Genomic DNA, 11,972 nt, shown 5'->3' with positions numbered 1-11,972 from the left:
AGGGAGTCCGCTCCATGGGAGCAGCAGAAAGGTACCGACCGTTCGTTGGACAAAAGTCGTCGCCAGTGAAGAATGAAGTGGAAAAGGGCGCGATCCGCAAATTTGCAGATGCCATCGGCGACCGCAACCCGCTGTATCGGGATGAGGACTACGCAAAGACCACGCGGTACGGGAAGATCATTGCACCACCGACGTTCAGTCGGACGTTTGATTTCGGAAAAGTCCCCAACTTTGAACTTCCCGCGGCGGGTCTGATTCACGCCAACCAGGAGTTTGAGTATTTTCGGCCGATTTACGCCGGAGACGTCGTGTATTGCACCAACCAGCTGGTGGACGCGTTTGAAAAAACCGGGAAGCTCGGGACGATGACCTTTCTGGTCTTTGAGCAGGTTGTGGCGGATGAAGCTGGCACCCCTTACCTGAAGCAGCGTTCAACCATTATTTACAGAGGCGAATAAGCGGGCCAGAGATTGCATGGCATTGAAGGGGCCGGATGACAGAGGCCGGATGGCAGAGGCCGGATGACAGGCCTTGCAAAAAGGGAACGAGAGGAGCGTGTATCGTAGTGTCCACCGTAAAATACGAAGTGAGCCAGCGGCTCGGCCCACTGGAGAAACCTCCCATTACGAAGACACAATTGGTCATGTACTCGGGGGCGTCCGGTGATTTTAACCCCATTCACACCGTCGAGGAGTTCGCGCAGCAGGCGGGACTGGGCGGCGTCATCGCGCATGGCATGCTGACGATGGCGTTTGTCGGACAGATGCTGACCGACATCCTCGGCGTTGACGGCGACTTGCACAAGTTTGGGGTCCGCTTCGCGGGCATGGTGCGGCCTGGCGACGTGATCACCTGCGAAGGGGAAGTCAAGGAAGTGCGCGAAGAGAATGGCCGGCAGATTGTGACGGCGGACATCTGGGCAGCCACGCAGAAGCAGGAGAAGGTTGTCGTCGGGGAAGCGGTGTTTTCCGTGCCGGCGGCTTGAGGCAGGCGCGGAGAGCGAAGCGGTTCGGCGGGACGGACGGCTCGTATGGTCGGACGGCCGATCGCGGCGGTGCTCAGCGATAAGGCGTGTTTCCTGCCTAAACGGGGTCGGGGCAGGCAGCCGATCGCGACGATAGGGCGTGTTTCCTGCCTAAACGGGGTCGGGGCAGGCAGCCGATCGCGGCGATAGGGCGTGTTTCCTGCCTAAACGGCCCCCGGGCGGACGGCGGTGCGCGGCGATAAGGCGTGTTTCCTGCCTAAACGGCCCCCGGGCAGGCAGCCGATCGCGGCGATAGGGCGTGTTTCCTGCCTAAACGGCCTCCGGGCAGGCAGCCGATCGCGGCGATAAGGCGTGTTTCCTGCCTAAACGGGCCCCGGGCGGATGGCCGGTCGCGGCGGTGCGCGGAGATAGGGCGTGTTTCCTGCCCAAACGGCCCCCGGGCGGACGGCGGTGCGCGGCCGATCGCGGCGATAGGGCGTGTTTCCTGCCTTCATGGATGTGCTCGTCTGGACGACGTCGGACGAACGCCGCGTTGGCTTGACGGTCGACCGGACCCCCACGAAGGCTGGCTATCATTTTGAGAGAGGATGAAGACAAATGGGACGTTTGGACAACAGAGTGGCAATGGTAACGGGAGCAGCGCGAGGGATTGGCGCCGCCACGGCGAAGAAGCTGGCGCAGGAGGGTGCGAAGGTCGCCGTGATCGACCTGAAAGAGGAGTTTACAAAAGATACGGTCGCTGCGATTGAGGCGGCCGGGGGCAAGGCCATCGGCATCGGTGCGAACGTGGCCGACGCAGCTCAGGTCAACGCAGCGGTAGAGAAGATTGTCGCAGAGTTCGGGCGCCTCGACATCCTCGTCAACAATGCCGGGCTGATTCGCGACAACCTGCTGTTTAAAATGACGGAAGATGATTGGGACACGGTCATGAACGTGCACCTCAAGGGCAGCTTCCTGTGCAGCAAGGCTGCGCAAAAGTACATGGTGGAGCAGAAGTACGGGAAAATCGTCAACACGAGCAGCACCTCCGCACTGGGCAACCGCGGTCAGGCCAACTACTCGGCGGCGAAGGCAGGTCTGCAAGGTTTCACCAAGACGCTGGCCATCGAGCTCGGCCAGTTTAACATCAATGTGAACGCCGTTGCCCCGGGCTTCATTGACACCGAGATGACCAAGGCGACAGCTGAGCGGATGGGTCTCGATCCAGAACAATTCAAGGCGGCGGCTGCCCAGCGGATCGCGATTAAGCGCGTCGGCAAGCCGGAGGATGTGGCGAATGTGGTGGCCTTCCTGGTCAGCGACGAAGCCAGCTACGTCTCCGGCCAGGTGATTTACATCCACGGCGGGGGCCACGTGGGCTAAAGCAGGCTTGGCCTGTATCTGACCTGTTTTTAGCCTGCATCTGGCCTGCTCTTGTTCGGCATTCGGTTCTCCAGCGGCCCCGGCGTTCGTTTCAACGAACCCCGGGGCTTGGTTCGTTCTCTCGAAACGTGCGTCGCATCCATTCTTCCCCATTTTTCACGCAAATGTCCGCTGATGTGAACCTGTTTCCTACGTTTTGTTCGATAAAAAGAACAAATTTTCGTTTCGGATATTGACATTCATCCTGCGAGTGATACGATGAGGTCAAATGTTCTATATAAAGAACAAAGCGAGACGGACGTTTGCTTGTATAACGAACAACGAACACTTGGTGATGACGCCTATGGGAGCAGGTGAAGGAAGTGACTGGGAACCACGACAATACCGTCATCTTCTCCATAACACGCGCTCAGCGTCGACGTCGCATGCAACGACGGACGGCGAAACAGAGACTGCGGTTTGTCAAGGTGTTTGGGCTGCTGGCGGGTTTGTCGGCCACATCGTTCTTCGGCGCCCACATGACACGCACAACGCAGGCGCTGTTCACAGATGAAGCTTCCAAATCGATTTCTGTGGCGACTTTGTCGTACTTTCCCGACACATTGAACAACCAGGTGACGCAAATTCAACAGGATGCAAGCGAAGCCGCGAACTGCGCCAGCGAGGCTGGGAATCTGACCACGCAGGCCAAGAAAGCCAACACGCCTGCCGCAGCGAATGCGCTGTTGTCGAGTGCGCAAGCCTTGCTCGCCAGCGCATCGCAAGCCAGCAGTCAAGCGAACGCTGCGTTGCAAACGCTCCAACAGTGGGCAAACGAGGATGAGGCGGAATTGGCTTCTGACAATCCAAACGTGGGCAGTCAAGCTGCGTCGGGCAACCCGTCCATGATGTCCGCGGCCGCCGCGCCGGATTGGATGACCAGCGCAGTGCGCACGGCACAACAGGCGAGCCAGGAGGCCAGCGCGGCGGTCTCACAGATTCAAGGCGTCGTATCGTCCATTCAGTCTCGCGCCGACAAGTTGCAGAGCGATGCCTCCGGCGGAACGTCGTCCGCGCTGCAATCCGGGGTACCGGCGGGCGCAGAGGCGCCCACAAGCACAGGCGGTTCCACGGGGAGCGGGACAGGCGGGAGTCACGCGCCTGACAACACTCCGTCGAACGCTGCAGGCGTGAACGGCTCCGCGGCCTACGCTGCAGCGCCAGCGGCCAACTCCGGAGGGTCACCGACCAACGCTGCAGCCGCTGCGAACGACGCTGCATCCAACGCGGCAGGCGGCAGCGGTACCGAAGTGAACAACGCCCCAGCGGAGGATGCAAGCGGCACAGGGGCGGCAGATTCGTCGGGATCTGCATCCAGCTGAAGGCGGGTCGACCAGCGACACGCCAGTAAATCACTAGATTTCGAGGAGTGAACCATGTCATGAAAACTGCACTCAAGTGGGGAAATCATGTCATCACCACGATGCTTGCCATCCTCTTGTTCATCACGTTGTACTGCGCTGTTTCGTCCCGTGTGAACGGGGGCACACCGACCTTCTTCGGGCGGAGCCTGTACGAAGTGCTGTCCGGATCGATGGAGCCCCGCATCAAGGTTGGGTCCGTCATCTTCGACGACCAGCACGTGAATACGAACGGCCTCCGGGTGGGCGACGTGATCACCTTTCAGGTCCCGCATGAACCCGGCCTGGTCGTCACGCACCGCATCGTGGGGATTTCCACGGCCGAAGGCCAGCGTGTCTTTCAAACCAAGGGAGATGCCAATTCCTCGAAAGATGATTGGCAGATCCCGGCGAGCGACGTGATCGGTCAATATTCAAACGTCACGATTCCTTACGTGGGGTACTACCTCAACTTCTTGAAAACGAAACTGGGCGTGTCCTTGTTGATGATTGTCCCTGGGGCGCTGCTCATTCTGTTCTCTATTTTGAGTTTATTCAGGGAAATTGTGCGGCTTCAAAAGGCAAATGGGTCAGCGGTGGTCAGGACGGCGGAGGCAGAAGCATCGAAAAGCGATGTTCCACTGTAATTGCGGTTTGAACTTCTCATCGAGGACGGATAGTGGGCCCTACGCCGACGCGATGAGAGGATTCAAATATGAAAAAATTGCCCTACATAGGGGTACTGGGAGGAATTCGTTCATGGGCTTGAAAACAAAGGTCGCGATGGCCATGGGGACATCGGCGGCAGGCGCTGCAATGGTGATCGGCGGGACGTTCGCGTTGTTCACCGCGTCGGCCAGTACGACAAGCGACGCGTTTACCGCAGGTACGTTGAAGTTGAATACGTCGGGGCAGTTCTTTGCAGGGGCGCTCAACGTGAACAATCTGGCGCCAGGAGACAGCATCCAGGGAACCTTCAACATCACCAATACAGGCTCTCTGACGGAGTGGGTGGGTCTGGAAGACACCCCTGTGAATGTGGTCAATGGCCATTCCTATGCCGCGAATGATGCGCAGCACCTGGGTCTCTTCTCGAGTTTCAACAAATCCGTCGACGCGTCTGCAGGGACTGCAGGCTACGCCGATCCGGGCCAGAACGACCCGGGGTCGGGCAACGAATCCATCGGTTGGACGTTCAGCCCGTGGCCCGGACATCCGACGCTTGATCAATCCGGCGATTACACTCAGGACCTCCACCCGGCCACCTACTCGTACATGGTGACGAGTAACGGACAGACGTTGGTCGCAGCGACGACGCCGTCCTCCACGACGGACGTGAATCAACAAGGACAACCGGCCAACGCGTTCCTGCTTCAGCCAAATCAGACCGCAACCGTCACGTACACGGTCACCTTGCCGCTGGCTGCGCACAACGACTATCAAGGCTTGTCAGGTGCCGTCAACGTCGAGGTGGACGCTGTACAGGCGCGCAACAACTGGGTGACGGCGAACTCCACTGCCGACCAGACGGGCGATCCCAACGCGTCCGCGGCGGGTCCGTGGTCTTGGCAGCCTGACGTGAACAACTGACGCCTGTGGCTTGACGGGGATGGCGCGTGTTGCGCCATCCCGTGTCATCCCATTCGCATGACGTTCTACTTCGGTTCTATTTTGTGGAGAAGCGTAGGTGACGAGTGAATGCGTATGAGGGAAATGCAGCATCTGGTGCTTCTGAGCATGACCGGTCTGGCGGGTGCCGGGCTGGTGACGACTGGTACGTATTCGCTTCTTACCTCGAGTGCGGACGCGACGAGTGACGCGTTTGCCGCGGGGACTGTACAAATCCAGGTATGGGATGGGAATTCGGCGAATCCGCCAGACCCGAACACGTCCGAGATGAGCCCGCCGGAGACATCGGCTGAGGCGAACCGGTCTGCGCCCCAGTATTTTTATCCAGGGACAGAACAGACGCAGCAGTTCACGGTCAAGAACAGCGGGTCACTCTCAGCCTGGGTCGGTCTGGTCGATCAGCTACCCGCTCACATCCCGCTGGCTGCGTCGTACACCGTGCGCATCTACGCGCCGGGTCAGACGCAGACCGCATCGCGGCAGCCGCTTCAACAGTATGACGAGGATTGGTCGACGGTTTCGGACGCCGTGCCCTCGACACCCTTTGTTTTGCCAGCCGGTGACTACGCGGAGATTTCCTATCAATACAAACTGGGTGCGCAGACGCCGACGCGGTTCCAACACCAATCTGACACGCTGCAGTTGGAGGTTTGGGCCGTGCAATTCGAAAACAACGTGAATCCTGCTGGAACGGGCCCGATGACGTGGGATGCCAACCTGCAAGCCGCCGACCCTTGACACCTGGCATGACACATACCGGATGGACTGGCGTGCATCCGACGGTACGGAAACAGCACTGCCTGATGACGCTGCCGCGATTCGGCTTGGGAAACAGCGTCACGGAGATCACGGCACTGAGATGAGGTGAGGGCATGGCCAAGCGGTCGGGTTTCCTGGCTGCGGCAACGGGCTTTGCGGCGTTGGGGTTGATCTTGCTCGTGGACAGTGCGCTGCATTTGGTGACAGCGTATGCGGATACAACCCCGCCGAGCATTGGTGAAATCGACATTGACCCCCGTGTGCATCTGTCTGTGACCCCCGTCACATTCGCCGGGATCGCACCGGGTGACAGCGGCGCACAGACGCTGACGGTGAAAAACGACGGCAAACAGGACGCCATGGTTTCGCTGACGAACGTCCTGAGCGGGGCGCTGTTTCAGGACAATGGGACGACTGGCGATGAGGACGGGAAGTTGACCCTCAACGGTGTCACGGATGACAAATCGGAAGATGATTCGGCAGGGCAGCGCTATGCGTTTGACAATCATCCTCTGGAAATTGGTTACACGATTGAGGTTCATGGATTGAACACCAGTTTAGCGCCCATCGCGGAGGGCCCATTCACAGGGAAGGACTCGCCGGAAACGTCTCCGGCTTTCGAATTGAAACCCGGTGAGACAGCAACGGTGACGTATACCTATGCCCTTCCGCTGGCGGCGCACAACGACTATCAAGGGGCACGGGGTCAGATGAACATCCGGGTGACTTCTTACTGGGGCAATACCGCCTGTACAAGTCAATGTGGATCGGGGAACAACTCGACCTCCCCGCCTGGCGGTCAGAACGGGACGCCGCCTGGCGGCGGTACGGGGGCGGTTTCCGGCGGAACCAACCCGGTGACGGGCCTGCCCATCGGCTCCATCGCGCTGGAGGGGCTGGGGCTGCTTTCCGTCGGGGGAGCGGGCCTGTTCGCAAGCAGAAGGAAGAAGTAGCCGCGGGCAGGCAGCGCCCCGCGGCCGGCGCGGCGGTCGACCACCGGCTATCCACCCACGTCAGTCGATTCGCTTCCATTGACAAGCCTCTCTGCCTGTTCTAAGATCATCCCGGATGCACAATTTCATCCGCCTTCAGGTGCCAGAACGCGTCTTGCCGCGCCGGGTTGCTCGATTCGAGCGGCGAAGACGCCAGTAGGGAGAATAGGGAAACCGGTGAGAGTCCGGTGCGGTCCCGCCACTGTAATCAGCGATTTGGCCCAGTTTCACTGCGGCACGGTCGGGTTCACGGCCCTGTCGTGGGAAGGAATGGGCGTTGTTGTATGCTGAGAGCCAGGAGACCTGCCTGAACGGCTTTGCAGCCTACCTTCGCGGAGAGGTAATGGATCTGTATGGTTCGTACATACGGAATTCCATTGACCCTGTCGATGACAGGGTCTTTTCTGTAGAAAGGCAAGCTGACAACCACGGACGGGGATGCCTTGCGGCACAGAGACCTTGCCGCAGGGATGGGCCTTGTCCAATGGGGGCGTCACTTTGCAGGATTCAGTCTCAGCTTCGTCTTCGCCGCTGCAGCCCCATGGACTGCGGCGCCGATCGCCGGTCGTCGTTCTGCTGCTGGTGGTCATCGCGTTTCTCGCGGCTGCGGCGGCGGAGGTCGCCATTGGGCCCATCATGATAGGCCCGGTCAAGGTGGTTTCACAGACCCTCGCGTACTTGCACGGGTCACGCTCGTCCGACGCCGTGGTGATGGGTGCCATCCGCTGGCCGCGGATGTTCGGCGCTGCCTTTGTTGGGGCGGGCCTCGCAAGCACGGGCGCGGCGCTTCAGGCGGTCTTCCGCAACCCGATGGCCGACCCGGGCCTCATCGGCGTCTCCAGCGGCGGCTCGCTCGGGGCGGTCATTGTGATTCAACTCGGTCTCGCCGCGGCCAATCAATGGTGGACCCCCCTTGGCGCATTTGCGTCGGGGCTGCTCACGGTGCTGCTCATCTATCGGATCGCGACCGTCAGCGGCCGCACGGCGATTTACTCGCTGCTCCTCGCCGGCGTCGCGGTCAGTTCCTTCTGTAGTGCCATGGTCAGTCTGCTGATGTCACTCGCGCCGCTCAATACGATGCAGGAGATGCTGTTCTGGCTGATGGGCGGCCTTGATGGCGTGACGTGGATGAGTGTCCTGATGGTGGGGACGTTTGCGGTCATCGGCTTTGTCGTCTACGGCCGATACGCGCGGGCGCTGGACATCCTGTCCATCGGCGAGGAACAGGCGGAAGGTGTAGGCGTCCACTTGCAGCGGGTGAAACAAGTCATGTTCATCACGGCGGCCTTCGTGGTGGGGGCGTGTGTGAGTGTGAGCGGCGTGATCGCGTTTGTCGGCCTCATCGTGCCGCACCTGATGCGCATCTTTATCGGCCCCAGCCACCGCTGGCTGCTGCCAGCTTCGGCGCTGGGGGGCGCTGTGCTGGTGCTGGTGTCCGACCTCGTGGCGCGGATGGCCTTCCTGCCCATCGAACTGAACGTCGGCATCATCACGGCGAGCCTGGGGGCGCCGTTTTTCCTGTACTTGCTGCGCCGGCGAGACACGTCGATGAGGAGGCGTTGAGCATGGACCAGCCGAGGTTGGTGTTGTCCGGGGTGTCGTATCTCTCGATTCTTCACCACATCAGCGCCACCTTCAGCGGCGGGCAGGTCGTGGGCCTCATCGGCCCAAACGGCGCCGGCAAGTCCACACTCTTGCGGATTGCCGCTGGGGTGCTGCCGGCGAGCGAGGGCACGGTTACGCTGGACGGAGTGAATCTGTCCACCCTGCACCCGCGCGATCGTGCGAGGCGCCTCGCCTATCTGCCGCAGCACCTGCCCAATGACATCCCGTTTACGGTGCGGGACTTCGTCGAGATGGGGCGTTATGCGCATCGCAGCGCCAACGCTGGGGTGGTGGACGCCGCGCTCGTGCAGATGAACCTGACCACGTTTGCGGACGCGCCGATGGACACGCTGTCTGGAGGCGAACGGGCGCGCGCTGGCATTGCGCGCTGCCTGGCGCAGGAGAGCCGTGTCCTGCTGCTCGACGAACCGATTGCCAGCCTGGACTTGTATTACCAGGTGGACATCCTGCGGCAGCTGCGCACGCTGGCACAGCGAGGGTATTTGGTGGTCATCGCGATTCACCATCTGGAGCTGGCGATTCGCTTTTGTGACCAGTTCCTGTTGCTGCACTGCGGATACGTGCGCCGGCAGGGGACGGTGACCGAGGTGATGACCGAATGCGCGCTCGAAGAGGTGTTTGGGATTCGCGCGAAAACGTTTCATGACCCGCACACGGGCGTACTCCGCCTGAGTGTGTTGGTGTGAGGGGGGCTGCGTATGACGGATTCAACAGCTGGCGCGAAGAGCATCCTGCTGGCGGGCACGTCGTCGAATGTGGGGAAGAGCGTCTTGGCCACCGCGCTGTGCCGCATTTTTTACCAGGATGGGTTTCGCGTGGCACCGTTCAAAGCGCAGAACATGTCGCTGAATTCGGCTGCCACCCCGTGCGGGCGCGAGATTGGACGCGCCCAGGCGGTGCAGGCGGAGGCGTGCGGCATCGAGCCGAACGAGCACATGAACCCGGTGCTGCTCAAGCCGTCCGGGCCCAGCACATCCCAGGTCGTCCTGCAGGGCAGGGTGTACGGCACGCAGTCGGCAGCGGCATATATGAGGGACGCAAAGCGGGAGATTTGGCAGGCGGTCGTGGAAAGCTTTCGCTTTTTACAGGAACGCTTCGAAGTGATTGTCATGGAAGGCGCCGGGAGCCCTGTTGAAATGAACTTGAAGGCGCGCGACATTGCCAATCTGCGCGCCGCTGAGATGGCGGATGCGGTGGTGTACCTGGTGGCCGATATTGACCGAGGCGGCGTGTTTGCCTCGGTGGTCGGCACGCTGCAACTGCTGACGCCCGAAGAGCGCGCCCGTGTGCAGGGCATCATCATCAACAAGTTTCGCGGGGACCCGGATTTGTTCAAGGACGGCGTAACGCTGATGGAAGCGTATACGGGGGTTCCGGTGCTGGGCGTGATTCCGTTTCTCCCCGACCTTGGCATCGACGAGGAGGATTCCCTCGCGCTGGCGTCGGAGCGATACCGCAGGCCGGCGCCAAGCCCGGACCGAGGGGATGCGGGCGGGGACGAGCTGCCCATCGCGATGATTCAGCTGCCACACCTTGCGAACTTCACAGATGTCGATCCGCTGTTTCTGGAACCGGGGGTGCGCCCGTACTTTTGCAAACGGCCAGAGGAACTGGCGGGCGCGCACGCCATCGTGCTGCCGGGGACGAAGAACACGATGCGCGACTTGACCTGGCTGCGGGCGCAGGGGTGGCTGGCTGCGCTGGAATCGGCGCGCCGGCGGGGCGTGTTCATCCTGGCGATTTGCGGCGGGTATCAGATGCTTGGGCAGGCGGTTCACGACGAGCACCACCTGGAGTCGGATGTCGACGTGCAGGCTGGGCTCGGGTGGATCCCGGCGGTGACGCATCTCGCGGCGGAGAAGCGAACGGTTCTGGTCCGCGGACGCCTGCAGGGGCCGTATGCGGGGATTTCGGTGGAGGGGTACGAGATTCACATGGGCGTGACCACGTTTGCGGGACCGCACACGCCGTTTGCGGTGCTGTCCGAGCCGTCCGCCAACCAGCAGGACGGCGTGGTGCTGGAAGCGGGGAAAGTCATCGGAACCTATCTGCATGGGATTTTCCATAATGATGCGTTTCGACACGCATGGCTGCAGGGCATTCGCGAGGCAGCGGGGCTAGCCGAGGCGCCAGGTGCCGTCTCCGTGCGCGACGTGCGAACCGCAGCCTATGACCGGCTGGCAGCGGTGGTGCGCAAGCATTTGGACATGGACACGGTGTATCGCCACCTGCAGCTGGTTCCGCGCAAGGCATGAGCGCGTGCGGCTGGTCCGCGCGGCTGCTGGCGCTGTGACCGGTGAACGGTGCTGTCTGTCGCCAGTGTTGTGAATGACGGCTCAGGGGTTGCGTTCCGCGTTCCGCTTTTGGCTGAGAAACCGGCCGAAAATCCAGCCTGCGGCAATCACGACGCCGCCAAACACGATGAACATGACCAGCTGTTTGGACACGCCAAAGTAGAGCAGTGCAGCCATTCCGTAGTAAGGAATCATCCCCACGCCCGCTGTCCAGAGGTAATCCCACCAGTGAACCGACTTGAGAACACCCGCGATGTAGTTAATGACGGATGCCGGTACGGGCAGCAAGCGCGCCAGCAGCAGGCCCAAGGCCCCCTTGCGCTTGACCCAGGCCTCGACTTGATCGAACCGGTCGGCCGGAACAATCGCCTCCAGCGCGGGCCGCCCCAAGTACCTGGCCATCAAGAAAATGGCCGCTGTGCCCATCAGCACCCCAATCCAAGCATACGCAATGCCCCACACGATGCCGTACGCGTTCATGTTCATGAGCAGCAGAAACTCAGACGGGACGGGAATAATGCAAAGCAGGGCCATGAATACAATGGAAGCAAGAATGCCCAGCCATCCCCACGTGCGGATCACTTCTGAGAAATGGTATTTCTGCTGATAATAATAGATGCCGAACAGCAGCAGGATGCCGAACAAAAACAGGCAGATACTGCCGAGAGCGCCAATTCGCTTGTGCGATGTCGAAACACCAAGTTGTGCAATCTTCGTGAGTACGGGCGCGTCTTCCATCGCACGCTCCGCCGAAGTTCGTTCTGCCAACGAGCTTTCGCGCTCGGTATGAGTCATGTTTCAAGCCATTTCCTCTCTACGGACCTCGTGTTTAAATCGTACCCCATATCGTGTGTTTTGCAAACGTCTTTCTCGGTTTTCCTGCACGTTCCACGTCCCTTGCCAGACGGACGCCCGCTTTGGCCGCTCGTCTGCGTTGCCGGATTGG

The 11,972-nt window shown here is 60.8% G+C and carries 12 protein-coding genes and 1 riboswitch; of the genes, 11 read left to right on the top strand and 1 reads right to left on the bottom strand.

Features of this window, described 5'->3' with window-relative positions:
- Positions 1–14 precede the first annotated feature (14 nt).
- The 11 genes from JI721_RS02335 to JI721_RS02285 all read left to right on the top strand — a co-directional run bounded on the left by JI721_RS02335 (position 15) and on the right by JI721_RS02285 (position 10,987).
- On the top strand, positions 15–458 hold the full coding sequence (locus tag JI721_RS02335) for a MaoC family dehydratase N-terminal domain-containing protein (protein ID WP_274456470.1): 444 nt from the start codon (positions 15–17) through the stop codon (positions 456–458).
- A gap of 107 nt (positions 459–565) precedes the next feature.
- On the top strand, positions 566–985 hold the full coding sequence (locus JI721_RS02330; RefSeq protein WP_274456469.1) for a MaoC/PaaZ C-terminal domain-containing protein: 420 nt from the start codon (positions 566–568) through the stop codon (positions 983–985).
- 597 nt (positions 986–1,582) lie between these two features.
- Positions 1,583–2,347: a beta-ketoacyl-ACP reductase gene (locus JI721_RS02325; protein WP_274456468.1), complete on the top strand. Its 765-nt coding sequence runs from the start codon at positions 1,583–1,585 to the stop codon at positions 2,345–2,347.
- 425 nt (positions 2,348–2,772) lie between these two features.
- Positions 2,773–3,708 (top strand): hypothetical protein, encoded by a 936-nt coding sequence (locus JI721_RS02320; RefSeq protein ID WP_274456467.1) that lies wholly within the window; start codon positions 2,773–2,775, stop codon positions 3,706–3,708.
- 59 nt (positions 3,709–3,767) lie between these two features.
- On the top strand, positions 3,768–4,373 hold the full coding sequence (locus JI721_RS02315) for a signal peptidase I (RefSeq protein WP_274456466.1): 606 nt from the start codon (positions 3,768–3,770) through the stop codon (positions 4,371–4,373).
- A gap of 112 nt (positions 4,374–4,485) precedes the next feature.
- On the top strand, positions 4,486–5,316 hold the full coding sequence (locus JI721_RS02310) for a TasA family protein (RefSeq protein WP_274456465.1): 831 nt from the start codon (positions 4,486–4,488) through the stop codon (positions 5,314–5,316).
- A gap of 108 nt (positions 5,317–5,424) precedes the next feature.
- Positions 5,425–6,093: a hypothetical protein gene (locus JI721_RS02305; RefSeq protein ID WP_274456464.1), complete on the top strand. Its 669-nt coding sequence runs from the start codon at positions 5,425–5,427 to the stop codon at positions 6,091–6,093.
- 134 nt (positions 6,094–6,227) lie between these two features.
- Positions 6,228–7,067: an LPXTG cell wall anchor domain-containing protein gene (locus JI721_RS02300; protein ID WP_274456463.1), complete on the top strand. Its 840-nt coding sequence runs from the start codon at positions 6,228–6,230 to the stop codon at positions 7,065–7,067.
- Positions 7,068–7,214: 147 nt separating this feature from the next.
- Positions 7,215–7,431: riboswitch (cobalamin riboswitch) on the top strand.
- A gap of 173 nt (positions 7,432–7,604) precedes the next feature.
- Positions 7,605–8,669 carry a FecCD family ABC transporter permease gene (locus JI721_RS02295; RefSeq protein ID WP_274456462.1) on the top strand — a complete coding sequence of 355 codons (1,065 nt, stop codon included), beginning with the start codon at positions 7,605–7,607 and terminating at the stop codon, positions 8,667–8,669.
- A gap of 2 nt (positions 8,670–8,671) precedes the next feature.
- Positions 8,672–9,418 (top strand): ABC transporter ATP-binding protein, encoded by a 747-nt coding sequence (locus JI721_RS02290; protein WP_274456461.1) that lies wholly within the window; start codon positions 8,672–8,674, stop codon positions 9,416–9,418.
- Between the two features lie 12 nt (positions 9,419–9,430).
- A complete protein-coding gene (locus tag JI721_RS02285; protein WP_274456460.1) occupies positions 9,431–10,987 on the top strand; it encodes a cobyric acid synthase in 1,557 nt (518 codons plus the stop codon).
- A gap of 81 nt (positions 10,988–11,068) precedes the next feature.
- On the opposite strand, the gene JI721_RS02280 is transcribed toward JI721_RS02285, so the two are convergent.
- A complete protein-coding gene (locus tag JI721_RS02280) occupies positions 11,069–11,821 on the bottom strand; it encodes a TVP38/TMEM64 family protein (protein ID WP_274456459.1) in 753 nt (250 codons plus the stop codon).
- Positions 11,822–11,972: the final 151 nt, after the last annotated feature.

Source organism: Alicyclobacillus cycloheptanicus (genome assembly GCF_028751525.1).
Classification (GTDB): domain Bacteria; phylum Bacillota; class Bacilli; order Alicyclobacillales; family Alicyclobacillaceae; genus Alicyclobacillus_L; species Alicyclobacillus_L cycloheptanicus.
Note: the sequence above shows the minus strand (reverse complement) of the source record. Positions and strands in the feature narration are given on the sequence as shown.

Bases quoted from the DNA above. Each gene is read 5' to 3' on its own strand.
- JI721_RS02335 (WP_274456470.1), top strand. From the start codon at position 15: ATGGGAGCAGCAGAAAGGTACCGACCGTTCGTTGGACAAAAGTCGTCG.
- JI721_RS02325 (WP_274456468.1), top strand. From the start codon at position 1,583: ATGGGACGTTTGGACAACAGAGTGGCAATGGTAACGGGAGCAGCGCGA.
- JI721_RS02320 (WP_274456467.1), top strand. From the start codon at position 2,773: ATGCAACGACGGACGGCGAAACAGAGACTGCGGTTTGTCAAGGTGTTT.
- JI721_RS02315 (WP_274456466.1), top strand. From the start codon at position 3,768: ATGAAAACTGCACTCAAGTGGGGAAATCATGTCATCACCACGATGCTT.
- JI721_RS02310 (WP_274456465.1), top strand. From the start codon at position 4,486: ATGGGCTTGAAAACAAAGGTCGCGATGGCCATGGGGACATCGGCGGCA.
- JI721_RS02305 (WP_274456464.1), top strand. From the start codon at position 5,425: ATGCGTATGAGGGAAATGCAGCATCTGGTGCTTCTGAGCATGACCGGT.
- JI721_RS02300 (WP_274456463.1), top strand. From the start codon at position 6,228: ATGGCCAAGCGGTCGGGTTTCCTGGCTGCGGCAACGGGCTTTGCGGCG.
- JI721_RS02290 (WP_274456461.1), top strand. From the start codon at position 8,672: ATGGACCAGCCGAGGTTGGTGTTGTCCGGGGTGTCGTATCTCTCGATT.
- JI721_RS02285 (WP_274456460.1), top strand. From the start codon at position 9,431: ATGACGGATTCAACAGCTGGCGCGAAGAGCATCCTGCTGGCGGGCACG.
- JI721_RS02280 (WP_274456459.1), bottom strand. From the start codon at position 11,821: ATGACTCATACCGAGCGCGAAAGCTCGTTGGCAGAACGAACTTCGGCG.